22 protein-coding genes and 1 tRNA gene are annotated in these 24,376 nt (G+C 53.0%); 18 read left to right on the top strand and 5 right to left on the bottom strand.

The window, feature by feature from the left end; genetic code table 11:
* Positions 1-111: 111 nt before the first annotated feature.
* Entirely contained in the window at positions 112-687 is a 576-nt protein-coding gene (locus ACN082_RS05715; protein ID WP_419099890.1) for a GtrA family protein, read from the top strand.
* On the opposite strand, the gene ACN082_RS05710 is transcribed toward ACN082_RS05715, so the two are convergent.
* Entirely contained in the window at positions 638-1,387 is a 750-nt protein-coding gene (locus ACN082_RS05710) for a TIGR03089 family protein (protein WP_419099889.1), read from the bottom strand. The two genes, ACN082_RS05715 and ACN082_RS05710, sit on opposite strands and share 50 nt — an antisense overlap.
* 314 nt (positions 1,388-1,701) lie before the next feature.
* Here ACN082_RS05710 and ACN082_RS05705 point away from each other — a divergent pair, with 314 nt between their 5' ends.
* The 4 genes from ACN082_RS05705 (at position 1,702) to ACN082_RS05690 (ending at position 5,047) form a co-directional block, all read left to right on the top strand.
* Positions 1,702-2,175, top strand: a complete 474-nt coding sequence (locus tag ACN082_RS05705; RefSeq protein WP_419099888.1) for a WhiB family transcriptional regulator — start codon at positions 1,702-1,704, stop codon at positions 2,173-2,175.
* An 18-nt stretch (positions 2,176-2,193) separates the two neighbouring features.
* Complete coding sequence (locus ACN082_RS05700) at positions 2,194-2,457, top strand: DUF3499 domain-containing protein (protein ID WP_419099887.1); 264 nt, start codon at positions 2,194-2,196, stop codon at positions 2,455-2,457.
* Between the two features lie 187 nt (positions 2,458-2,644).
* On the top strand, positions 2,645-3,907 hold the full coding sequence (locus ACN082_RS05695; RefSeq protein WP_419099886.1) for an Ig-like domain-containing protein: 1,263 nt from the start codon (positions 2,645-2,647) through the stop codon (positions 3,905-3,907).
* A gap of 114 nt (positions 3,908-4,021) precedes the next feature.
* Complete coding sequence (locus ACN082_RS05690; protein ID WP_419099885.1) at positions 4,022-5,047, top strand: TIGR01906 family membrane protein; 1,026 nt, start codon at positions 4,022-4,024, stop codon at positions 5,045-5,047.
* 14 nt (positions 5,048-5,061) lie between these two features.
* Here ACN082_RS05690 and ACN082_RS05685 read toward each other — a convergent pair whose 3' ends face one another.
* Positions 5,062-6,669: a dolichyl-phosphate-mannose--protein mannosyltransferase gene (locus tag ACN082_RS05685; RefSeq protein ID WP_419099884.1), complete on the bottom strand. Its 1,608-nt coding sequence runs from the start codon at positions 6,667-6,669 to the stop codon at positions 5,062-5,064.
* Between the two features lie 68 nt (positions 6,670-6,737).
* On the opposite strand from ACN082_RS05685, the gene rsmI reads away from it, so the two are divergent.
* Positions 6,738-7,622 (top strand): 16S rRNA (cytidine(1402)-2'-O)-methyltransferase, encoded by an 885-nt coding sequence (gene rsmI / locus ACN082_RS05680; RefSeq protein ID WP_419099883.1) that lies wholly within the window; start codon positions 6,738-6,740, stop codon positions 7,620-7,622.
* A 4-nt stretch (positions 7,623-7,626) separates the two neighbouring features.
* Positions 7,627-8,706 (top strand): TatD family hydrolase, encoded by a 1,080-nt coding sequence (locus ACN082_RS05675; RefSeq protein WP_419099882.1) that lies wholly within the window; start codon positions 7,627-7,629, stop codon positions 8,704-8,706.
* Here the strand turns inward: ACN082_RS05675 and ACN082_RS05670 are convergent.
* Positions 8,665-9,918, bottom strand: coding sequence for a glycosyltransferase 87 family protein (locus ACN082_RS05670; protein ID WP_419099881.1), 1,254 nt, complete (start codon positions 9,916-9,918; stop codon positions 8,665-8,667). The genes ACN082_RS05675 and ACN082_RS05670 overlap by 42 nt on opposite strands.
* Before the next feature lie 165 nt (positions 9,919-10,083).
* Between ACN082_RS05670 and rsmA the strand changes: the two genes are divergently transcribed.
* The 6 genes from rsmA to ACN082_RS05640 all read left to right on the top strand — a co-directional run bounded on the left by rsmA (position 10,084) and on the right by ACN082_RS05640 (position 16,049).
* Entirely contained in the window at positions 10,084-10,974 is an 891-nt protein-coding gene (rsmA, locus tag ACN082_RS05665; RefSeq protein WP_419099880.1) for a 16S rRNA (adenine(1518)-N(6)/adenine(1519)-N(6))-dimethyltransferase RsmA, read from the top strand.
* Positions 10,975-10,976: 2 nt separating this feature from the next.
* Positions 10,977-11,894 carry a 4-diphosphocytidyl-2C-methyl-D-erythritol kinase gene (locus ACN082_RS05660; protein WP_419099879.1) on the top strand — a complete coding sequence of 306 codons (918 nt, stop codon included), beginning with the start codon at positions 10,977-10,979 and terminating at the stop codon, positions 11,892-11,894.
* A 50-nt stretch (positions 11,895-11,944) separates the two neighbouring features.
* On the top strand, positions 11,945-13,756 hold the full coding sequence (locus ACN082_RS05655) for an ABC transporter ATP-binding protein (RefSeq protein WP_419099878.1): 1,812 nt from the start codon (positions 11,945-11,947) through the stop codon (positions 13,754-13,756).
* Positions 13,753-14,940, top strand: a complete 1,188-nt coding sequence (locus ACN082_RS05650; protein WP_419099877.1) for a glycosyltransferase — start codon at positions 13,753-13,755, stop codon at positions 14,938-14,940. Before ACN082_RS05655 ends, ACN082_RS05650 begins: the two co-directional genes overlap by 4 nt.
* Complete coding sequence (locus ACN082_RS05645; protein WP_419099876.1) at positions 14,930-15,814, top strand: glycosyltransferase family 2 protein; 885 nt, start codon at positions 14,930-14,932, stop codon at positions 15,812-15,814. Before ACN082_RS05650 ends, ACN082_RS05645 begins: the two co-directional genes overlap by 11 nt.
* 91 nt (positions 15,815-15,905) lie before the next feature.
* Positions 15,906-16,049 (top strand): hypothetical protein, encoded by a 144-nt coding sequence (locus tag ACN082_RS05640; protein WP_419099875.1) that lies wholly within the window; start codon positions 15,906-15,908, stop codon positions 16,047-16,049.
* A 22-nt stretch (positions 16,050-16,071) separates the two neighbouring features.
* On the opposite strand, the gene ACN082_RS05635 is transcribed toward ACN082_RS05640, so the two are convergent.
* Entirely contained in the window at positions 16,072-16,719 is a 648-nt protein-coding gene (locus tag ACN082_RS05635) for an SA1002 family membrane protein (protein ID WP_419099874.1), read from the bottom strand.
* Between the two features lie 145 nt (positions 16,720-16,864).
* Positions 16,865-18,694: an ABC-F family ATP-binding cassette domain-containing protein gene (locus ACN082_RS05630; RefSeq protein ID WP_419099997.1), complete on the bottom strand. Its 1,830-nt coding sequence runs from the start codon at positions 18,692-18,694 to the stop codon at positions 16,865-16,867.
* Positions 18,695-18,956: 262 nt separating this feature from the next.
* On the opposite strand from ACN082_RS05630, the gene ACN082_RS05625 reads away from it, so the two are divergent.
* The 5 genes from ACN082_RS05625 to ACN082_RS05605 all read left to right on the top strand — a co-directional run bounded on the left by ACN082_RS05625 (position 18,957) and on the right by ACN082_RS05605 (position 24,342).
* Entirely contained in the window at positions 18,957-19,457 is a 501-nt protein-coding gene (locus ACN082_RS05625; protein ID WP_419099873.1) for a hypothetical protein, read from the top strand.
* A gap of 125 nt (positions 19,458-19,582) precedes the next feature.
* Positions 19,583-19,654 (top strand) — tRNA-Gln (locus ACN082_RS05620).
* A gap of 65 nt (positions 19,655-19,719) precedes the next feature.
* Complete coding sequence (glmU, locus tag ACN082_RS05615; RefSeq protein ID WP_419099872.1) at positions 19,720-21,201, top strand: bifunctional UDP-N-acetylglucosamine diphosphorylase/glucosamine-1-phosphate N-acetyltransferase GlmU; 1,482 nt, start codon at positions 19,720-19,722, stop codon at positions 21,199-21,201.
* The gene (locus ACN082_RS05610) at positions 21,201-22,184 is read left to right on the top strand and encodes a ribose-phosphate diphosphokinase (RefSeq protein ID WP_419099871.1); all 984 of its coding nucleotides are present in this window, start codon (positions 21,201-21,203) and stop codon (positions 22,182-22,184) included. Before glmU ends, ACN082_RS05610 begins: the two co-directional genes overlap by 1 nt.
* A gap of 1,879 nt (positions 22,185-24,063) precedes the next feature.
* Positions 24,064-24,342 carry a glycosyltransferase gene (locus ACN082_RS05605; RefSeq protein ID WP_419099870.1) on the top strand — a complete coding sequence of 93 codons (279 nt, stop codon included), beginning with the start codon at positions 24,064-24,066 and terminating at the stop codon, positions 24,340-24,342.
* Positions 24,343-24,376: the final 34 nt, after the last annotated feature.

Raw genomic sequence — 24,376 nt, 5'->3', positions numbered from 1 at the left:
CTCGACAGGCTGTACTATGTGAACAGATGAGTGTCTTGCTCCCCGCCGCCAGGTACGCTATTACCTACCGTTAAAAAACAACCGGGAAGCACTGCCAAGTAAGGGAGAAAATTGAGTTCCTTGACCCAACGTATGCAGGTACTGTGGAAAAAACACGGCACCGAGATCCTCCAGTTCCTGACCGTGGGTGGCCTGGCGTTCATCATTAACTCAGTTATTTACTGGTCCCTGATGCACTCAATTCTTGCGGACGGACACGCCAAGGCGAAAGTAGTCGCAGGTATTGCCGCAACCGTCTTTTCCTGGGTTGCCAACCGCATGTGGACCTTTAGGCAGAAGCGAACCGGCAACAAGACCCGAGAAGCTATTGAATTCGGTATTGTCAACGCAATCGGCATCGGCCTCGAAACCTCCTGTGTGCTCTTCAGCCTCTACGTGCTTCACCTAACAAGCCCGATGGCATCCTTTATCTCAGGTACCATCATTGGTACAATCCTGGGTACTATCGTTCGCTACTTCCTCTACAAGTTCTGGGTTTTCTCCCAGAGCAAGAGCCACACCCAAGACAAGACGGCTGAAGAGGAACGCGCGGAGCTCATTGAAGAGGCAACCAAGATAATAACTGGTTCTCTGCCTGTTATTGAGCCGGATAAAGCTGGGCCCGTTCGTCGCCCAAAACTCGACTGATTCGTTCTTGGTCCCACTCGATGTGGGGGTCCAGAATAAGCACTGCGTACCCTGCGCTCAGCGCTACAAGTGCCTGAGTAAGAGAGCCCGTAGTCAAATCCCGGCTCTGTAGGCAGAGGGCAGCAATCTCCTGCCCCAGCTTGCTGTCGAGGTTCAGCACTCGCTCTTCAAGTGCCAGCATAAGCTCCCTGTAACTGGTGCCCTCCCAGGCTTTCTCCTGCGGGTCGGGCTCAGGGAAGCCCATGTAGACATCGGGGTGCAAGCGCACCTCGGCTGCGTAGTCAAGAGCCCCTACCGGTAGCTCCCCGTTAAAGCGCGGTGCCAAGGGCTCACTGGCAAGAACCAGCCTATGCTCCGCATCTGCTTTGGCGCACTCCGCCGGATCAAAAGCCGCAAAAACCTGTGCTGACCGCTCCCCATCAAAGGTAATTTCTGCCCCCACGCGAAGAGCCGCAAGAGCCAGAATCAGGGACCGCCAGTGCAAGCGCTTGGGCAAGGCAAGAAGCTGATTGGCCTCCAGGTCGCACTCGTCTACCAGTAAGTTAGCGGTTTTAGCCACCCAATTGTTAAGAACCCTGCCTGAAAGCTCAATACGTTCACCCGGTACTGAATACCAGAGCAGAGCTGGAGTCTGCCGTTGCGACAGGGTATCTATGAAACGGGGGAAAGTGGGCCTAGCGCCCATATCTGCTGAGGTCATGCCCCTAACTTTATGCCACTTTGCGCCGATTCTTCTAGGCGACCGCATCTTGCATATACCACAGAGAAACGCAAATTATTGAACAAAAATCTCGTGTAACGTGAGAAATTTTTATCTCAGCTTGACGAATAGGGCATGACACGCGTGTAATTAGGTGCAGGGAATTTTTTATGCACCGTTATAGACCGCCTGTGCGCCAGCAGGCCATAGACGGTTTATCGTACTCAGATCGTGTGCATATCAACCGGTAATCCAGGTTCACAAGACCGGTTACCTTACATTCAGTCCTCTACCGGGATATGAAAGGGAAGACCATGGGCCTACATAGCCGCCTCACATACGGTGTCGCCGGGCAAAAGCCTGATCTGGCCCATCACCACAACATGCACTCCACCCAATACCTTGAAGACCAGGCCACCGCACTGATTAACAGCTCAGTCCCTACCGGGCGAGGTAAGTCAGGTAGGCCCTCTGCCGCGCATTCAGCCGATATTTTCTCCAGCGATGCCGATGCCCTATCGCTCTGGCAACAGGCAGCGGGCATCTACAGCACTGATGGCGATGAAGGGGAGCTGTCCTGGCAGGCAGATGCCCTGTGCGCCCAAACCGACCCCGAAGCCTTCTTCCCCGAAAAGGGCGGGTCGACCCGCGATGCTAAGCGGGTGTGTAGTGAGTGCCCCGTGCGTGAGGCATGCCTTGAATACGCCATGGACAACGATGAACGTTTCGGAATCTGGGGTGGCCTATCCGAGCGTGAACGTCGCCGTCTCCGCAAGCAAGCTATCTAAGAAAGAAAGGCTTGATTCATGGCATCAACTCGCCAGTGCTCACGCCAGACCTGCCAACGTGAGGCTATTTTCACCCTGACTTATGCCTACGCCCAATCCACCGCTGTGATTGGGCCGCTGTCGGTGCACCGTGAGCCCCACGCCTACGACCTGTGTGAGTTCCACGCTGACCGTCTGACCGCGCCCCAGGGCTGGAGCGTCGTCCGCCTAGATGAAAGTGAAGCCTGGCAGGAAGCTAGTGAACCCCTTGGGCAGTCCTTTCCTCCTCTGCGCAGTATCTAAGCGGCAGGTACTTTAAATCTTGCGCCCCGACTTTTATCTTTTGGGGCCTGGGTAGGCTTTTACCTTTGGTGCTCCCAGCAGATTGCCAGCATTAGGGGTGGCCTGATAGAGACCTAGAAGCCTTTGATTTCAGATATGCTTTCAGGTGCACAACCTGAACAATCGCACACATATTCACCTAAGGAAGATGACCTACGTGGTAAATCCACCCTCCTCAGCTCTATCAGATGTCTTTACCCGTCGATCCTTTGTGGCCGTTGGCGCCCTGGGTACTCTAGCTCTGGCAGCTTGCTCATCACAGAATAAGCCGGTAGCAGAGGGCTCTGCATCTCCTGGAACAGCCAGCTCACCGGCTAGCACTAGCGCCGCGCCCAAGGAATTTACCGGCACCGTTGAGGTTTACCCCGCACTTGATGAGATAGAAATCAACCCCATAGAGAAGGTCAAGGTTACTTCTGCTGACTCCACCCTGACCGATGTCACCGTCACCACCGCCGAAGGCCAAAAACTAGCTGGTGCGCTCTCTGAGGACGGTAGTAGCTGGACCTCCACCGAGAATATGCTCTTCCACAGCACCTACACCGTCAGCTGGACTGCCCAAGACGCTCAGGGAGCAAGAGGCCAAGGCGAAAGTACTTTCTCCACCGTGTCACCGGCCTACGAAGCCGATGCTCACATGAACATTGCTGACGGTGCCAGCTACGGCATCGGCCAGATTATCCAGTTCAACTTCTCAGAACCTGTCGTCAATAAGGCAGAGGTAGAGAAGCGGATTACCGTTACCGGCGGCGGTGACCGAGCCGGTAAGTTCCGCTGGTACAGCGACTACATGGTGCGCTACCGCCCCGCAGATAAATGGGCCACCAACTCCACAGTGACCGTCACTATCGATATCTTCGGCCTTGACCTGGGCAAGGGCATGATCGGTAACCACACCACCACCCGCAGCTTCAAGACCTGGAACAAGCGCTACGCTCTGGCCGATAACAACACCAAAACCATCAAAATGTACGTTGACGACGTGCTGGTGCGCGAGGCCTACATCACCCTGGGCAACCCGGAGTGGCCCTCTGTTGTTGGCCAGCTCCCCATCATGGAGAAGGCTGAGAGCTACTACTTCAACCCCGGTTCCCTAGATCTCAAGAAGGGCGATGCCCACTACTATGAGCCTTTCTGGGCCTCCTGGACTTCCCGCCTGACCTCCGGTGGCGTGTTCGTTCATCAGGCCTTGCCCGGGGCCTGGTCATCGGTAGGTGCCTATAACGTCTCTCACGGTTGTATTGGGATGCTCCCCGAAGATGTCAAGTTCTTCTACGACACCTTCGGTGTCGGTGACATTGTAGAGACTATCAATACCGGCTACCTCCAGGCTGACCCCGATGACGGCTACGGCGACTGGAACATTCCTTTCGAAAATTACGATGACGAAGCATGGGTGGGTAACTGGTAAAAACCGGTTCTCTGCCCGCTCCTGAAAAACTCCCGCCTGTTTCAATCAGGCGGGAGTTTTTGTTCCCACAGCGTAAGATACTAGAGCAGAGAGACTAACCCCGTGTGAGGAACCATGGCAATAGAACCTAACCACAACACCCCTGAAGGCGCAGAGACAACCCGCGAATGGGAAAAATTACTCCCCGCCGTTAAAAAGAGCGCCGGTACACCAGCTACTGTTACCCGGACTTCGGCCCCCTCAGCGGCAGGGAAGGAAGCCGAGCAGGTCACTGACCCAGCGCCGTGGACTGCGCCTCTGGAACCGGTTGTTACAGAACCCGCTGCTGTATCTGCTGCTCCGGTTGCCCGTGCTTCTCAGGCTAGGGACGCTGCAGAGCCGGTGGTAGGCACCGAATCTCCCCAGCTCCGGGCCCGGAAAACTCAGAAGAAAGCTACAGAAAAACCGCGTTTTCTGGTGCTCCGCCGACTGATCATCACCCTGTCCGTCCCTCTTATTACCCTGATGCTGGCTGTACGCTTTGTAGCCAGCTCTGCCTTTCTGTGGGCTGAATACCACCGCCCCGGGTTCCCCGCTGACACCTACGGCTTTGACACTGCTGAGCGCATGCGCCTGGGCTCTTACGGGCTGGACTATATCCTCAACCTGGCACCGGAATCCTACCTGGCCGTTATCCAGACCGGGGGAGTTGCCGCCTTCCTGCCGACCGAGGTTGAGCACATGACTGACGTCAAACGGGTCATTCTCTGCTCCCTGACCTTGGCCGCTCTGATGCTGGTGGCCGCCCTACTTTCAGCCCGCACTCTGCCCACCAAAGCACCCGGTCTGGTGCGCTCGAGCCTCTTTACCGGCAGCTTGCTGACCCTGCTACTCGCTACCGCTCTGGGCGTCTCTGGAATCCTGGGCTGGGAATCCTTCTTCACTACTTTCCACCAGGTCTTCTTCCCCCAGGGAAACTGGCAGTTCCGTATGTCTGACACCCTGATTCGTCTCTACCCGCCTCAGTTCTGGCTAGATGCCGCTCTGACCGCCGGCATTATTGTTCTGCTGGTAACGCTTGTGCTTCTGGTCAGTACCTGGCCCACCGCCCGCCGCAGGCAAGAGGCTCTCAAACGTCGTGCTGCCAACCAGAAAGCCTAGAGACCAGGCCCCTCCTAAATCCAACCGTCAAACCACATGCGCTCGCGCCACTCGGTATAGGGCACGGTCTGCGCCGTCCAAATAGGCCAGTAGTAGGTAGAGACCAGGAGAACAAAGACCACGAAGACCCCAACCAAAGCCAAGCCCAGCTTGCGTCGGCGGACGGTATCGCCAGAACGTCCTAAGGCCAGACCCAGAACACCTGCCAGCATAAGAATAAGGTAGGGCTCAAAAGAGAGCGCATAGAAGTAGAACATGGTGCGCGTAGGGTAAGCAAACCAGGGGAAGTAGCCCACCGCAAAAACCGCAAAGAGAGCACCGAACCGCCAGTCGCGGCGAATCAGAAAAATAACCAGGGAGAACACGCCAACCACAAGGAAGCTCCACCAGATAGCCGGGTTGCCAATGTTCAAGATAGCCTGCGAGCAGGAATCTACAGTACAACCATCAGTACCCATCTTGGGGGACTCGTAGTAGTAGCTGGTGGGCCGCCCCAGAATGAGCCACTGCCAGGCCGGTGAAGCATAGGTATGCGGGGAATCCAGCCCCGAGTGGAAGGCATAGGCTGAGCGGTGGTATTCCCACAGCGAGCGCAGGGACTGCGGTAGCCACAGAACACCCTCACCAGGGTGCTCCTGCGCCCAGTGACGGTCGTAGGCATCCTGTGAGGCAAACCAGCCGCTCCAGGTAGCCAGGTAGGTGACCAGACCTACCCCAATAAGCGAGAAGAAGGCCCGAATACCGTCGCGCAGGAAACCGGCCAGGTACCAGCGCCTGATACCGGCTATACGGCGGGCGTTGGCATCCCAGAAGACGGTCATCAGACCGAAGATAGCGATAAAAAAGAGGGCGTTCCACTTAACACCGACTGCTAGGCCCGCGCAGATACCGGCAATTAATCTCCAGGAGCGCAAGCCCAGTGTGGGGCCGTAGACCATGAGGCTATCCGGCGGGGTGCCCCCGTTAGCGGTGGCGGCTTCTGCCAGCCGTGAGGCTAGCCTGCGCCTGCCCTGGTAGCGGTCCAGAAGCAGGGCAACAAAGGTGGCTAGGAGCCAGAACATCAAGAAAATATCGAGCAGAGCAAACCGAGACTGCACCAGGTGAAGTCCGTCCACCGAAATCAGTAAACCGGCCAGCGAAGCCACCGTTACCGAACGGAAGAGCAGCCAACCCGCCAGCATGACCAACCCCACCGACAGGGTACCGGTAAGAGCCGCAGCAAAACGCCAACCCAGGGGATTATCGTCCCCAAAGACCGCCATGCCCAGTGCAATCATCCACTTGCCAACCGGCGGGTGAACCACATACTCCGGGGTCTCCAAAATACCGCTGGGGGCACCGGCTACAAAGCTGTCGTTAGCACCCTCAACCCAGTTGCGCTCATACCCAAAATGCAAGAGGGAATAGCCGTCTTTAGCGTAGTAGGTTTCATCGAACACAATAGCGTTCGGGGTTGAAAGGTTTACAAAACGCATCAGCCCCGCCAGGATCAGTACCAGCAGGGGAGCTAGCCACCCTCGGCGCGGGAAAGTAAGGGCTGTAACAGCCAGGCGGGCCCGCAAAGCGGACTCGCTAAAGGCTTCGGGTAGGGAAAGGACGGCGTTGGTTGGGTTTGCTTTCACCTAAGCAATGGTAATTGATTGGCCCGCCACATGGTTCGAGCCAACCTGAGATAGTAGGGTTAAAAGCTATGGAATCTTCCCCACAGCCTACAGCCCAGACCGAGACAAGCAGCGGTGCCCTCATACTGGGCGCTACCCCTATCGGCAATCTGGGCGATGCTAGCCACCGCCTGCGCCAAGCCCTGGCAACCGCAGATATCCTTGCCGTTGAAGACAGCCGCACCCTGCGTAAACTGGCCTCCGGGCTGGGCGTTACCACCCGGGGGCGTGTGCTGGTCAACCACGACCACAACGAAACCGAACGGGCTAGACAGATTGTGCAGGCGGTGGCCGATGGGCAGACAGTCCTCCTCATGTCCGATGCCGGTATGCCTGCAGTTTCTGACCCCGGCTATGTAGCCGCTGCCGCTGTAGCCCAAGCAGGCCTGACCGTCACCGCTCTCCCCGGGCCCTCAGCTATGGTGACTGCCCTGGCCCTATCTGGCCTGCCGTCTGGGCGCTTTACCTTTGAGGGCTTCCTGGCGCGTAAAGGTTCTGACCGCTCCCGCAGGCTGGCCTCTTTGGTAGCAGAAGAGCGCACCATGGTCTTCTACGAGTCACCCCACAGGCTGGCTGCGACCCTCAAAGACTTTGCTAAGAACTTTGGGGAGCAACGCCGGGCGGCGGTCTGCCGGGAACTCACCAAACTTCACGAAGAGATAGCCCGAGGAACCCTGGCAGAGCTGATTGAGTGGAGCGAATCCAAGCAGATGCGCGGTGAAATCGTGATCGTGCTTGAAGGCGCGGGCGCTCCTGAGGCTGCGCAGGCTGAAGACCTGACCGACCTTGTCCTTGAAATGACCGAGGGTGGTATCCGCCTGAAAGCGGCCTGCGCCCAGGTGGCCGAAGCGCACGGGGTCTCCAAACGCGACCTCTACCAGGCAGTTCTCGATCTTAAAAACCAGGAAAGCTAAAACCATGTGCACCAGTGACCATAGCCTGAGCCCCGAAGAACTCACCCAGTTAGCTGAGCGCTTTGCTACCCTCTTGCCCGATAGGCAGGAGCAGGGAGCTAGCATCTTTGAGAGTCCGCCCAGAATCGATGAGGGCGAAATACCCCCGGCCTACCGGGCAGAACACTACCGGGTGGAGGGCGAAGCCAGCGGTGAGGGCACCCGTCGCCGCGGTACCACCGGGGAAGACGGCCGCCGTCGTAACCTAACCTTTCCGCCCGCCCCCGCGCCCCTACCCTACGCAATCGTGGATAATCACACTCACATGGACCTGCTCGATGGAGAGGTAGCCATTACCGCCCGTGATGCTCTGGACACCGGTGAGGCTCTGGGCATTGGTGCTATCGTGCAGGTGGGTTGCGATGTTTCCAGCTCTCTCTATGCCGTGAGCATGGCCCAGGCTGACCCCCGCGTTCTAGCCACTGTAGCCCTGCACCCCAACGAAGCACCCAAACTGGCCGAGGCCGGGCAGCTCGAAGCCGCCCTGGCTGTCATCAACACCCTGGCCGCTGACCCCCGCGTCCGTGCCCTGGGCGAAACCGGGTTGGACTACTTCCGCACCGGTAAAGATGGCCGTCAGGCCCAGGAGGAATCCTTCCGTGCCCATATCCGTATGGCTAAAAAACACGGTAAGGCACTCCAGATTCATGACCGCGATGCCCACGACGATGTTGTGCGGGTTCTGCTGGATGAGGGCGCACCCGAGACGGTGATTTTCCACTGCTACTCCGGTGGGCCAGAACTGGCGCGAATCTGCAATGAGCGGGGCTGGTATATGAGCTTTGCTGGGACTGTGACCTTTAAGAACTCACGGGATATCCAGGAGTCGCTGAGCATGGCTCGCCGTGAGTTGATTCTGGCAGAAACCGATGCGCCTTTCCTGACCCCGCACCCCTTCCGGGGCCGCCCAAATGCCAGCTACATGACCAACTACACGGTGCGGTATATGGCCGCGCACCTAGACCGCGATCTCGAGGAGTTGTGCCGCGATATTAGGGCTAACTCATTGGCCGCTTACGGTAGCTGGGGTATCGAGGGCTTCTAGGGTTTTGCGCCCTTCAAGGACTGGGACTAGCAGATACAGCAAAGCCCAGAAAACTGGTAGAGAGTGAATGAGAGCCAATGAATTAGGCCATTCATTCCCTCCCCAGTTATAGCCCCCAAACCATACGGCGAAAGGCATGGAGAAAAGTAAGGTGCCGGTGGCCGCCAGGTAGAGGTAGCTACTCTGCCTGCGGGCCAGCCCGTAGAGGGTAGCAAAGATGATGAAGGTAACGAACCAGACCCAGTGGTGGGTCCAGGAGATGGGGGAGAGTAGTAGCCCCAGCGCCGCAACCGCGCTGGCGGCCCCCAGGTACTGGCCCCGCCGGGCTAGGGAAAGTGCTGCGAGGTAGGAAAGTACCAGAGCGGATACAGCAGAGATGACAAAGAGAACTGCTGCAATACCTGTGGGGAAGAGCATGGCCCAGGTGCCCAGTAGGTTGTAGTTGAGCGCTCCGGTGATGCTCCCTACCCGCCCGGATTCGAAGATCTTTTCAGTAAAGTATTCGCGGGCGATCTCAAAATCAACCGCGAAGCTGAGCACGATGCTGGCCAGGCCAGTGCCTACAAAGCGGGCGAGTGATTTCCAGTCGCGGGTTGCCAGAAAGAGCAGACCAAAGACAGCCGGGGTGAGCTTGATGCAGGCGGTGATGGCAATCAGGATTCCGTGCCAGCGGGTGTTCTTCAGGTAGATAACGTCGGTCAGAATGAGTAGGACCAAGAAGAGGTTAATCTGCCCCAGCTCCATGTTAAAGCTGATGGGGAAGAACTTGAGCAGCAGGGGAGTGAGCCACAAACCTGCCGCCAGAGCTGGGCGCTTGCTGACTCCCATACCCCGGCAACTCAGGTAGACCAGGCTAACCAGAGCCGCCACGTTGCAGATGAGGAAGATCGGCCCGGCTGTTTGGGCATTGGTCAGCAGAACAAAGGGCGTAAAGACCAGGGCGGCAAAGGGCGGGTAAGTGAAGCCGTAGACCTCCTCGGGCGGTAAGGCCCAGTCATAGAGCCTGCCGGTTTCCAGCCAGTGAGCTACCCCGCCGTAGTAGACCTGAAGGTCAAAGAAGTGCCGGGCCTGCATTTTCTCGTCCCAGAGGAAGGGATAGATACTGAGCACTGTGAGAGCCAGGGCTGTGGCTAAGGCCCATCTGCTGGTGAGCGCCCGCGCAAGGCTTACGCCGATGCTCGGTAGGGTTGGCTCAGCGGGACGATTGGGCATAGCAACCTCTGGGTGTGGGAAAGCAAGTACGGTCAATGATTTTACCGGCTTACCGGGCTAAAGGCTCCGAGCCAGTGAGCGGTGTGGCTTACCCGGGGTAAGTGGTTTCCCTGTGGAGTCTACCTGTGGGGTCTCTCTAAGTTGCGATACCGCTAGACTGGAGGGGTGACTGAACAGCAACTACTTGGCCCCCACCAAATCCGCGACCTGGCCGACCGCTTAGGCATCCGTCCCACCAAGACCCTGGGGCAGAACTTTGTGATTGACCCCAACACCATTCGTCGTATTATTGCGGCGGCCAATATCGGCCCCGACGAGACGGTGGTGGAGATTGGCCCCGGCCTGGGTTCCTTAACCCTGGGCATACTGGATGCCGCCAAGGATATGGTCGCTGTAGAGATCGACCCGCCCCTGGCCCAAGAGCTCCCAACAACTATTGCCGCTATGCGCCCCGGCTCCGAGAGCCGGATCGATGTAGTACTTTCCGATGCCATGAAAGTGACCGAGCTACCCCGCAGGCCCAGCGCCCTGGTGGCTAACCTGCCCTACAACGTCGCTGTGCCTGTTCTGCTTCACATGTTTGCGACTTTCCCCTCCATTGAACATGCTTTGGTCATGGTTCAGGATGAGGTAGCTGACCGCCTATCGGCTCAGCCCGGCTCTAAAATTTACGGTGTACCGAGTGTGAAAGCCAACTGGTTTGCTGAGGTCTCTAAGGCCGGTGTTATCGGTACCAATGTTTTCTGGCCTGCCCCCAAGATCAAGTCCGGGTTGGTATCCTTCAAACGCCGCAAAGAGTTACTGTCTGACCTGCCGCGTGAGGAAGTTTTCGCTATTGTCGATGCCGCTTTTGCTCAGCGTCGTAAGACCCTGCGGGCCGCGCTTGCGAGCTGGGCGGGTTCTGCTGCTCGTGCCGGTGCTGTGCTTGAGGCCGCAGGGATTGACCCGCAAGAGCGCGGTGAAAAGCTGGATATCCACGACTACATCAAGATTGCCCAAGCGGCGTGGCAGGTACCCGCAGAGGGTTTCTCGGTCTCTACTGGTGGTGAGCAATGACCGTGCTGAGCTGTTCTGCAACTGCCCCCGGCAAGGTTAATCTGTATTTTGCAGTAGGACCTCTGCGGGCTGATGGCTACCACGAGGTAGCTTCTCTATACGCAGCGGTAGATGTTCTAGAGCGGGTAACCGTTCGTTCCGCTAAGGCCCCGGGTATTACCCAGTCTTTGAGCGTTACTCCCGGCTCACCCGTGGCAGAGCAGGTGGCTGCTGGTACTTTTGACCCGGCCCTGGTCCCGCTGGATGCCAGTAACCTAGCCTACCGGGGCGCTTTGGCCGTGCTCCAAGAGCAGGGACTCAGGCTGCAAGATATCTCGGTGGAAGTCCACATTGAGAAGGCGGTGCCGGTGGCCGGTGGCATGGGAGGCGGCTCAGCTGATGCGGCGGCCGCCATGAAAGCTATGAACGCCTATCTGGTGCAGGCAGACCTGGTGCAGGATTCTGTTCCCCGGGAGCGTCTGCTGGAGCTAGCGGCCTCTCTGGGGGCGGATGTGCCCTTTGCCCTGCTTGGCGGTTTAGCCGTGGGTTTGGGCCTGGGGGAGAAGCTCACCCCTCTTGAAGTGCCGGAAGCTACAGAGCAGCTTTGCTTTGGCTTCTGCCCTGCTTCGGCGGGCTTATCGACACCTGCAGTTTTCCGTGAACTGGACGCGGGCAGGGAAGCCGGGCGCTACCCGGCACCGGACCCTGTTCTGGAGGTACCTGCTACCCTGATTGAGGCCTTGACCTCACAAGCTCCCTTGGCTGAGCGTCTTCCCATCATTTCGAGCTTGCTCCGCAATGACCTTGCCGCACCCGCTAGCAGTCTTCTGCCCGAACTCCAATCGACCCTGGAGCGGCTAGCCCACCAACCGGGTGTAGCTGCCAGCTTTGTGTCCGGCTCCGGGCCAACCGTAGTCTACATCTCACCGGATAAAGCATAAAGGAATTACTTAAGCTTGAGCAGATAGAGTATAATTATTAGGAAAGAATTATGTATAAAACAAACAAAGTGGGGGGAATGTTAACTAAGTTACGCAACCTATTTTATCTAGTTGAATTCCCGGTAAGAAATAAAATATCCCTTTCTGTAGTGGGTGCTTTTTTTGTTTCATTGCTGGAGATTCTAGGGGTGCTTGGAACTTATCCATTATTATTGCTTGCGTCCGGTCAAAGTTTAGATAATCCTATCCTTGAAAAGTTATCTAGCTTTGCCGGGACAAACGATAGGCAGCTTCTTATTGTCTACACGGCGGTCGGTGTTGTCGGGGCTTTCATAGCCAAGGCTCTCTTTACCATATCTTTCCGTTGGTGGCAGATTGGCTTTATAAATAGCATGGAAAAGAGTGCTCGGGTCTCATTGCTGCGCTACTACCTTGATGCGCCCTATCAGGACCACAAGCGCCGGGACTTGTCACAAATACACACAAGACTTGCCACATCAGTGAGTCAAGCCTACAGCCAAGCAATTTTGGGCACCATCAGTCTTCTGACAAGTTTACTGACAATTGCGATGATGGTTGTGGTAACTTTTATTATTTCCCCCCAGGTAGCACTGATTGCATTTACAATTTTTGCTGGTTTTGGATACTTGATCCCATTCTTGCTTCGCAGGAGACTCACTCAGATTAGCAAGAACCTAATAGAGGCAGACTATGTGTCCTGGTATGCCTCCATGCCTGCGCTTGAAGCGTTCAGAGAAATGAGACTCTTTGATGTCTCTCAGAGATTTGTCAGAAGGTACGAATCCGGCGCCGATATGCGCGCTCAAGCTAACAGGCAGCAGGGCGTAATCGGCGAACTGCCAAAGAATATTATGGAGATCGTGTTCATTATGAGCATTGCCGGCTTAGCTACGTTCATGTTTGCCACGAGGGATCAAGCAGAAGCCGTTGCCGTTATGGGTGTTTTCAGTGTTGCCGCTGTAAGAGTTCTTCCGGCCATCAATTCTGCTATAGCTTCTCTTAATATTGTAAGAGTTGGCACTCACGGAGTTGATGTTCTTAATAAGGAAGTATCCTATTTTAAGGAAATGCAAAGATACTCTGAATTACCCATGTCAGGAGATTCATTTTCTGGAGATATTCAAATCGATAACGTTACCTTCAAGTATGAAGAAAACGGTCCAGCTGTTTTGGATAAGGTATCGATTCAAATACCAGAATTCAAGACTGTAGCTTTTGTAGGTTCAAGCGGATCGGGAAAATCAACGCTGGTAGATATCGTTTTAGGCATGCTTATTCCATCGCAAGGTTCCTTATATTGCGGAGGTAAACCTGTCATGGAGGACCTCAAAGGCTGGCAATCGCAACTGGCTGTTGTGCCACAGTCAGTTTATGTTCTACCTGGGTCGCTGAAGGTCAACGTTGCATTTGGTTTAGGCCCAGATGAAATTAATGATGCACAGGTAGTAAGAGCTTTGGAGCTTGCGCAATTAGGTGATTTGATTGATTCATTGCCTAACGGAATTGAAGAAGATCTAGGGCAAGATGGTAGCCGACTTTCTGGTGGTCAACGTCAGCGTTTAGGGATAGCCAGGGCTCTATATCGCAATCCCAGTTTATTGGTTTTAGATGAAGCAACCTCAGCTCTGGACAATAAAACAGAACATAAAATTACTAAAACAATTGAAAGTTTAGCAGGTGAGATGACGATTATTATGGTAGCTCATCGATTATCGACAATTAAAAAAGCAGATATCATATATTATATGAAAGATGGACGGGTAGTTAACCAGGGTAGTTTTAGTGAGCTAACCGAGACTAATTCCGAGTTTAAAGAGCTCGTGGAGTTAGGCAAATTATGAGTAGTTATCCGGTAGTTATTGTATCTCCGCTGGTCCCAAACCCAGAACCGGCCAGTGCTGGTGAGCGTCTCGTAAGAGAGCTCTACTTCTCTCTTGTAAAGAGTGGGTATAAACCAATTTTTATTGCCCCGACTCCAACTAGATCTTTGGACTGTCAGTATGATGTAAATTATCACTTTGTCCCTTTAGGTCGTAAGAACTTATTATTAAGAATCCGGAATCGTGTAGGCACTTGGACACCAAATTATGAATTTTTGCTAGCTATTAAGAGGGATAAACGGGCTCTGCATCTAATACGGAATGCATCCATTATTGATCTTCAATGGTCAGCTAATATTTTGTTGGGAAGTTCTATCAAGAAGATAAATCCCTCGGCAAAGTTGATTGGAACCTTTCATGATATCAGTTCACAACGCTTGGTCCGGAGGGCAATTGAGGAAGAGAAAAAGAGTAAATCACTAATTTGGTTAGCGCAAGCAAAGATATCCAAGCACTTAGATAGGGCTACAGCTAAATATCTGCAAACTGCTGTGGTGCTTTCGGAGAAAGATCGCAATCTTCTCAACTATAAAAGATGCGATAAGGATAAGATTGAAACGGTTTTACCCCCCGTTTATGTGAATACGAATTTACCTGAAGTGCGTAGACCTAGCGAAAAAGAAATTATCTTTGTGGGGACCATGTATCGATGGGAAAATGAGGATGCTGTCAGGTGGTTTGTTCAAAAAGTGCTGCCTTTGGTTTGGGCGGAAGATTCTGAGATAACCTTCAAAGTAATTGGTTCAAGCCCCTCGAAAACCCTTGTGGACTCAATCGCAGCCCCCCGAGTTGAATTTATGGGGTTCGTTGAAGACTTAGAGCCCACGTACTCTAAGGCTACCCTGGTAGTGGCGCCAATTAGGTTGGGGAGCGGTGTTAAGTTTAAGACCCTCGATGCCATTTTGCGTGGTGTCCCAGTAGTTTCGACCACTGCAGGGGCGGAGGGGATTGCAAACATCGAATGGATTACAGAAATTGCCAACAGTCCGGAAAAATTTGCTGAGGCTATTCTAGCTATAGTTGAGAACCCTGAGAGATATTCTGAAAAGGTTCGTTTTGCTAGGAATGAGGCATCTTCGACTTATTCCCAAGAAAAGTACCTGTGTAAAGTTAATGAAATATATGGTGCAGAAAATGTCTTTTAAGTTCTCAGTGGTGATTCCTACCTATAATGCAGAAAGTTTTATTGAGGAGCAGCTTCAAGCTGTATGGGGTGGTACATTAAAGCCTGATCAGATAATTATCTCGAATAACGGGTCAACAGATAATACTTGTTCTGTAGTGCAAAAACTTCAACTTACTATTCCGGTCTTAGAAATAGTTGATTCTTCCGCCATGCAGGGTGTTAACTACGCCCGAAATGTAGGTATAATTCATGCCCGTCATGAACATGTTCTAATATGTGATGCCGATGATATTGTTGCTTCCACCTGGGCTCAAAAAATGATCGCCTCCCTCAGTGCATATGATTTGGTGGGTAGTGGTCATCAGGAACTGGTCTATAGCGATAAATTATCTACTTATGTTCAAGAGCGAGTTGTCATCGACCAACCAAAGGTTTTTGCTAATCAAAAATATCTTTTAGGGGGAAATCTAGCCCTGAGGAAGACTGTTTTTGAAACTCTTGGCGGTTTTGATTGTTCTTACCGTGGTGGTCACGATGAGGTTGACTTTTGTCTACGCGCCTCCCGTCTCGGCTACACCCAGGGGTGGATTTCAGAGCCTCTGATACAGTATCGGCAACGTGTCAGCGATAAAGCTTTGTTTAAGCAATTTTATAACTATGGCAGGACTTGGGTTCAGCTTGCTCTTAATTTTTCTCCGGATTTTGATGAGTATATCCCGAGTTTCAAGCTCATGGCGCGTAAGCTGGCAGTTACTTTAAGGGAATATTTACTATCACGCGATAAATCACGAGCGCGTCTCCAGCAACTATCCTGGGACTTGGGACGTCTCTATGGGATTTTCGTTTATAGGTCATTAGGTCAAAAGCCGGATAGGGTGCTGGTCGATCGCTGAAATTATAGAGGCAATATATTTTGCCCTGACTATTGGACCGTGCGTTGAAAGTATGACATCTAAAATCTCTTCCCGTACTGCCTGAGCTCTGTTGAGACTTGCCGGCACTCTTCTGCCGGAACTCCGATCAACCCTGGAGCGGCTAGCCCACCAACCGGGTGTAGCTGCCAGCTTTGTGTCCGGCTCCGGGCCAACCGTTGTAAGCATCCGTGGAAGAACGAGAGCCGCAGGGTAAGAAGCGCTTGAAGTCTTAGATCCTATAAATCTGCTTCATGCTTACGTTGTAGGCGTATCTTTGAGATCACAAGGGTGATCCAAGAAGCGATAAGGAGCGGCTGGAGCACCAGGTTAATGTTTTGCGGTGTCAGGGCAATATTAAAGAAAGCTGCTGTGTTTTCTGGGGTGTCCACAAAAGAGAATGCGTTTTTAAGTCCGTCAAAAATAAACTGATAGACAGCAAGATAAATGGTTAGCCACTGGATGAAGTATTCAGATATTTCAATCTCTTTCATGTCAGGGCTATGCCGAGGAAATCTTTCAAAAAATTTTGCCCTAACCCAAAAGTGGACAATAGCTGTCATAAGAATAAGTATTGCGATCCCTAGCAAAAAGTTTCCGCCATCAAACTTATAGCTACTGAAACCCACGTTCAGCATGTCGTCTTCAAGCGGTACTGGGGCAGCCGGGTCCTGTGTACACCAGGTGTAGAGCGCAAGACCAGCCAAAAGAATTATAATCTGCCCGCTGAGAATCAAAGCTGAGGTCACTAAAATAATCAGCATATGGGCCAGAACCGTGATAAATGAATAATCATCATTGGAATCCCGAAATTTTTTGGGATTCGAGAGTCTGCCCACCAGGTAGAGCAAGGATAGTAATACTATTAACTGAATTACGAACGTCATGAAGTCATCAACCTAAACTAAAATTACTAGTAGCGGAAACCAGGGGGATAATACCTCAAGAGGTTAAGGGACGAAGTTTTCAAGAAATGCCCTGGAGGAAAGTCCATCAACCCTTAGGGGCCCTCCAACTGGCTCCTGACCAGTACTAATTCCCCTCAACCCTATCCGCAAGTTCTAGCCAGCGCATTTCTAGTTCTTCGACCTCGTTCTGGATTGACTCTTGCTGGGCGCCCAGCTCCGCCAGACCGGTGTAGTCAGACTGGTCGTGAACCGTCATTTTCTCAGCCAGCTTCTGCCTCTGCTCGGCCAATTTGGTGAGCTTACGGTCAATCTGGTTGATTTCCTTCTGGGCGGCCCTCAGCTCTGCGCCGCCCACCTTAGAAGCGCTTTCTGCAGACCCCTGCTTGCCCAGGGGTGACGAATCAAGGGCAGTCTGGGCAGGGTGAGCCGCCGCCTGTGCCGACATGAGCAGATACTGGTCAATCCCACCGGGCAGGTGTGTGAACCTGCCGTCAAAGAGGGCGTACTGCTGGTCGGTGACTCGCTCCATTAGGTAGCGGTCGTGCGAGACTACCAGCAAGGTGCCGGGCCAGGTATCAAGAAGATCCTCCATAGCTGCCAGCATGTCCGTGTCCAGGTCGTTGGAGGGCTCATCAAGAATGAGTACATTGGGTTCATCCAACAAAATGAGCAGCAGCTGCAGGCGGCGCTTCTGCCCACCCGAAAGATCCTTCACCGGGGTTGAAAGCTGAGCAGAGGTAAAGCCGAGCCGTTCAAGAAGCTGGCCGGGAGTCATCTCCTTACCACCGGTCACATAGATGCTGCGCTTGCGCCCAATGATATCGGAAACCCGCTCGTGAGCCACTTCTGTGAGCTCATCAAGTTGCTGGGTCAGGGTAGCCACCTTGACCGTCTTACCGTGTTTGACCCGGCCACGGGTCGGTTGCACCGCACGGGTGACTAGGCCCAGCAGAGTCGACTTACCGGCCCCATTGACGCCCATAATGCCGGTGCGCTCACCTGGGGCTATTCTCCAGGTGACCTTTTTGAGGACATCCTTGGTGCGGGTTGGGTCTTGGGCATCGGGGTAGCTGACATCCACATCCTCGATATCGACCACGTCCTTGCCCAGGCGTGCTACCGCCATCTGGGAGAGCTCCACAGTGTTGCGTACCGGGGGGACATCAGCAATGAGAGCATTGGCCGCATCGATACGGAACTTTGGCTTGGAGGTGCGGGCCGGGGCGCCGCGACGTAACCAGGCTAGTTCCTTACGCATCAGGTTCTGGCGTTTAGCTTCGGCAGTTGCGGCCTGACGGTCGCGTTCAAGGCGCTGAAGGATGTAGGCGGCGTAGCCACCTTCGAAAGGTTCTACCAGTCCGTCGTGGACTTCCCAGGTGCCGGTGCAGATTTCATCCAGGAACCAGCGGTCGTGGGTGATTGTCAGCAGGCCTCCGGCATTCTTGGGCCAGCGGTTTTTGAGGTGCTGGGCTAGCCAGGTAATGGCTTCAACATCGAGGTGGTTGGTGGGCTCATCGAGCATGAGCACATCCCAGTCACCGGCTAGCAGCGCTGCAAGGGCTACACGTCGGCGTTGACCGCCTGAGAGTGACTCAACTGGCGCATTCCAGTTCAGATCAGAGACCAGGCCGGCGATGACGTCGCGTACCTTGGGGTCCGATGCCCACTCGTATTCGGGGGTATCGCCCACAATTGCCTGGCCCACGGTCAGGGTGTTGTCCAGGACATCAGCCTGGTCAAGGTAGCCAATTCGCGTGCCTGAGCGCACTGTGACCTTGCCGGAATCTGGGGCCAAGCGCCCGCCCAGTAGGGAAAGCAGAGTGGATTTACCGTCACCGTTGCGGCCCACGATGCCGATGCGGTCCCCCTCGTTGAGGCCTACGGTGATGCCCTCAAAGATAGTGCGGGTAGGAAATTCGATATGCAGCTCTTCGCCGCCCAGTAAATGTGCCACCACACTAGGCTACAGCCTTAGGGAACATGAGGAGGTAAAAATAAGGAAAACAGCATGCGGGTATTGGGCTAGATCCCCAGAGTGTTAGCCCACCACCAAGCTGTGATTTGCAGGTAGAATCTCTATGGGCGGCAGTTGTCTTGCCTAAACAAGAGAGATTGAGCGGAGTGCAATGATAAGTTTTGGGGTTTCCTCGCTACTGAGAAAAGTGGGGGATCGAACAGATCCTGAACCGGATCATGCAGATACAAAAAAAGAGGTCTTGTTCGTCTGTACCGGTAATATAGCCCGTTCCGCCAGTGCCCAATATCTGGCAGAGGCAATGCTAGAGGATGGCTCTACTTGGACTTTTAATAGTGCCGGTACCGGTGCAATGGTTGGGGCAGGGGTTGCCCGCCATATTGATATCGAACTCGCTCAACGTGGTGCTCAGTACGATCAGCACCTTGCCAAACAAATCACGGAACGCCTGGTCAGAGAGTCAGCTCTTGTGCTGGTCATGGAGAAAGAGCACCTGGACTGGATCGTGCATGAATGGCCCCAGTACCGTTCAAAGGTTCACCTGCTATGCCAGATGGCCAGGGTGCAGAAGCAGGCAGGCAAGCGCGTTGATCCGGTTGCTTTCATGATGCAGTATGACGAAGAACCTCTCGCCCAAGACGAGGTTGCTGATCCTTACCTGCGTGGACCAGAGGCCGCCAAGGTAGCTGTCCAGCGAATTCAAGAAGCACTGGATATCGTCGTGCCCTGGCTAGGGAATTAGCAATTTATCAGCTACCCGGTAGCTTTCAGAAAGTTCTTATTTAGCACCCTAACTTTATCTTTGCTACTATGGTCTAAGTCTGCTCCTGCTCAACCCAGCATGGGACTGAGCTAGGACAGCCCTATTCCGCCATGGTGTAATTGGCAACACAGCGGCCTTTGGAGCCGTTATTCAAGGTTCGAGTCCTTGTGGCGGAGCTCAACCACCCCGGTGCCTTCATGGCATACTTTTGGGGTATCACTCACTTGAGGAGTTCCATACAGTGACAGTAGTTACATCAGCCCCATCTGCCGTGATCGTTCTGGCTGCGGGGGCCGGAACCCGTATGAAATCATCAACTCCCAAGGTCATGCACCCCATCGGTGGTCGCTCCATGGTGGAGCACGCTGTTGCCGTGGCACGGGAACTTGAACCCAAGAACCTTGCCGTTGTTGTACGTCACCAGCGTGACAAGGTGGCTGAGCATGTCACCGCCTTTGATGCGCAGGTCACCATCATCGATCAGGACGAGATTCCCGGAACCGGCCGCGCTGTAGAGGTCGGCCTGCTGGGCCTTGACTCCGAAGTGGGTCAGGTAGAGGGCACAGTTGTTGTCACCTACGGCGATGTTCCCCTGCTGAAGACCGAAAGTCTGCGTAAGCTCATCGCCTTCCACGAAGAAGGCAAAAACGCTGTCACTGTTCTGACGACACACCTTGAGGAGCCCGGCTCCTACGGCCGTATCGTCCGCAACGAATCAGGCGAAGTCACTGCCATCGTTGAAGCTAAAGATGCCACCCCTGAACAGCTTGCCATCACCGAGATTAACTCTGGTATTTACGCCTTCGATGCCACTGTTCTGCGTAATTCGCTAACCCGCGTCACCACCGATAACGCTCAGGGCGAGAAGTACATTACCGATGTCCTATCCATTGCACGTGAAGACGGCCACCGCACCTCGGCACTCGATATCGAGGACCGCTGGGAGGTAGAAGGCGCTAATGACCGTGTTCAGCTGGCTCAGCTGGGTCGCAAACTCAACGACCGCATTACTCATGGCCACATGGTCGGTGGTGTCACCATTGTTGACCCCGAGAGCACATGGATTGATGTCACCGTAACCATCGAGAACGATGTCACCATTCTTCCCGGCACGCACCTCAAGGGAACCACCCGCATCGCTACCGGCTCCTTGATTGGCCCAGACACCACGCTCACCAACGTCAAGGTAGGGGAGAAGGTCACTATTTCACGCACCGAAGGCTACGACTCAGAAATTGCAGACGGTGCAAGTGTTGGCCCCTTCGCCTACCTGCGCCCCGGCACCAAGCTCGGTGTTAAGGGCAAGATCGGTACTTTCGTGGAAACCAAGAACGCAGAGATTGGTTCCGGATCTAAGCTCCCCCACCTGTCCTATGCTGGCGACGTCACCATTGGTGAGAACTCCAATATTGGAGCCGCTTCAGTGTTCGTTAACTATGACGGTGTGAATAAGTCCCGCTCAACCGTGGGAAGTAACGTTCGCATGGGTTCAGACAACATGTATGTTGCTCCCGTAAATATTGGGGACGGGGCGTATTCTGGTGCTGGAACCGTTATCCGCAAGGACGTACCCGCTGGGGCTCTTGCCATCAACGAAGCTCCCCAACGCAATATCGAGCGCTGGGTCATTGAAAAACGCGCTGGAACAGAGGCTGCTCAAGCCGCCGAGGCGGCTTTGGCGCAGCAGCCGGCACAGCCTGAAAAGGAAAGCGATAAGCAGTAATGACTGAGATTACGAATCCGGGCGAAAAAAAGATGGCCTTGGTCTCCGGGCGTGCCCACCCCGAACTGGCTGAGCAGATTGCTGCTGAGCTAGGAAACGAGGTTCTTCCCTCATCTGCCTACACTTTTGCTAATGGGGAAACCTACGTCCGATTCAACGAATCGGTACGCGGTAAAGATGCTTTCGTGATTCAGTCTCACCCGGCACCCATTAACGATGCCCTCATGGAACAGCTGATTATGATTGACTCGCTCAAGCGAGCATCCGCCCGTTCCATTACTGTTGTTTCTCCTTTCTACCCTTACGCCCGCCAGGACAAAAAGCATAAGGGCCGCGAGCCCATCTCAGCCCGTCTGGTTGCAGATCTTTACAAGACTGCTGGTGCTGACCGTCTGATGAGCGTTGATCTGCACACCGCGCAGATTCAGGGCTTTTTTGACGGTCCTGTGGATCACCTCATGGCTATCCCGCTTCTTGCTGAGCACGTTGCCAGCAAGGTAGACACCTCAAACGTTACTGTTGTTTCCCCCGATACCGGCCGCGTACGTGTCGCTGAGCAGTGGGCAGAGCTCCTGGGCGGTGCACCTCTGGCTTTTGTTCACAAGACCCGCGATATTAACGTCCCCAACCAGGCTGTTTCTAAGACCGTGGTGGGCGATATCAAGGGCCGTACCTGTGTTCTGATTGATGACATGATTGACACCGGTGGCACTATTGCCGGTGCAGTCAAGGTCCTTAAGGACAACGGCGCTAAGGACGTTATTATCGCGGCAACTCACGCGGTTTTCTCTGAGCCTGCTGCTGAAAGGCTAAGCCAGTGCGGTGCTAGCGAGGTTGTTGTCACTAATACCCTGCCACTGCGCCCCGAACAGAAGTTTGAGAACCTGACCGTGCTTTCCATTGCCCCGCTGCTGGCACGTGCTATCAAGGAAGTCTTCGATGAAGGCTCTGTCACTAGCCTCTTTGATGGTCGATCAAACTAAACGCTCTGTAGCAGGGGATAAGTCTGCTGATATGGATTGCACATCGGAGAAGGTTTATTTGAGATAGACGCTGTGAATTCGGTAAAGCCGTGTAGCTATATGTAAGAAAACTACTACTAGTCCATATCTTCATATCCAACGATATCTAATATGTCTCTTTACACTTTCTGATGATTGGTATGCGGAAAATTTATGGAGGCTGCTGGGGTGAACCCAAAGACAAAAATAAGTGTCATGTTTTGCTTATCAAAAACATCTTAGATTGGTCGGATTAAAGATTGTAGTCAGCACACTATCAAGAGGGCACTCGCCCTAGGTTAAAAATCCACATTGGTTGCAGAATACGGGCCCTTCAGCGAGGAGTCAGTCCATGGTATTCGCAAGCTGTGCTGGCCAGCATTTGGATATGCTTAGAAGTGCTTAGCGGCAGGAGGCACCGTACTTTGGTGAAAAACCTTGGACAATTTTTGGTCAAATATGATTGTTGTAGCATATTTTTTGCGATGAAAAAATGATGATTAAGAAAAATCTTTTTTGTGAATTCTATTTCCGATATCAATTTTGGGGATTGGGTTAAATATATATAATCATGTTCAGCTAAAATTTAAAGTTCAGGTATATATCCTCAGTCCAGGACTAGTGGGCAAAATTTTATAAGGCTTGTCGAGCTCACATAGGGAGACGATTTCTATATTAGATTTCCGCTTGATGGTATCCTCATTTGGCAGATGTTCTTGGGGTTAATTTAAGAAGCCGCTTTTTACAGTGTTCCAAATATTGATTTTGGTATGAGTGGAGGGCTAATCTGCTGTTGTGCGAGACAAGCGGCCGGGTGTTCTTCCTGGTGGATTCTGACTGGCTTGCAGATTCAATGAATTTGCATGCCTTTGGAATATGAACCTGATATGGAGACGTAAAAATTACAAAGGCAAAGCAAAAAATATAATTTTTTTAATATTACTGATAGGTTTCTGAGGCAGAGAGATATTTTAACCACGAAAAATTTTTCTAAAATCTTGGAGATTATTTTGAATATAAAGTTTATGTGACTTGGAGGGAATAGTGAAAATAGGTGTTTTGTCGCCCTGGGATTTAACAGATCCACACTCACGGTCTGGTGTCATAGCTCCGGCTATTTCTGCACTATCGGAACGAGTGGAAGTTACTCCACTTCAGGTGCCACCTGTGGCTGACTCATGGGTTGACCGTTTTCTAGCAAGGGCACGGGGATTGGCTCGGATGGTTTATCTTCCTACGGATGCCTTTTTTACTACTTTGAAAAAATAAAAAAAGGTTCGTAATTTACTTGCCGGCGAGAATTTTGATGTTAAAATTTAATTTTTCTGAATCGAAGTAATCTTTAGGTGTTCCTAAACATATTCCAATTATTCAGATTACTGACTCCTCGTTTTCTGCTATGGTGCAAGGATACTATAAAGATAAAAAGCTTCTCACCTTTCGCTGGCCCAAGGTTGCATAATTGACAAATTAGTTGCTCAGAGGTCAGACCACTACCGCCTTGCAAGCAACTGGTCTGCTCAGCAGCTCATGCGCTATGTCAATTTACCTGTCAGCAATTTGTCTGTTGTTCCTTTTGGCCCTGGAACACTACCTGTACAACCAGTGAGATCGCCTAAACATAGCGAATCAGAAATTTGTCTGCTTTTAGTGGGTTCTGATTGGAAGCGTAAAGGTGGAGAAAAAGCCCTGAAGAGTTTTCTGATAGCTCGCCAGCATCGCCCAGAGCTAACTCTAACTGTAGTTGGGGCTCCTCATGAAATCCCTTACGATGGGGTAGCCTATTTGTCCCGAGTAAGCAGACGAGAGATATCAGCTCTTTACCTGAGCCACGATCTCCTGATAGAACCCACGGAGGCTAGTGCAGGGGGGAGTGGTTGTCACTGATGCTTTGAACCACGGTCTACCCGTGATTTCAACTAGAATAGGCGGTATTCCTACTTTGCTCAAGCATAATCAGAATGGGTGGTTAGTTTCACCAAAAAGTACGATTGGTGAGATCAGTGAGTTGCTTCAGAATCTTACACAGAGCATGCTTGAAACTGTGTCCCAAAAGGCTAGTACAGATGCTAAAGAGCGTCTGACATGGGAAACCTGGAGTAAAGACGTGCTTGAACTTTGCACTAGAATCACGTCATGAGCAACGCAACTTTTGTGTTGCTTCCAGTTAGTCG

The sequence above is a fragment of the Rothia sp. CCM 9417 genome (assembly GCF_048513575.1).
In the GTDB taxonomy this organism is placed as follows: Bacteria; Actinomycetota; Actinomycetes; order Actinomycetales; family Micrococcaceae; genus Rothia.
Note: the sequence above shows the minus strand (reverse complement) of the source record. Positions and strands in the feature narration are given on the sequence as shown.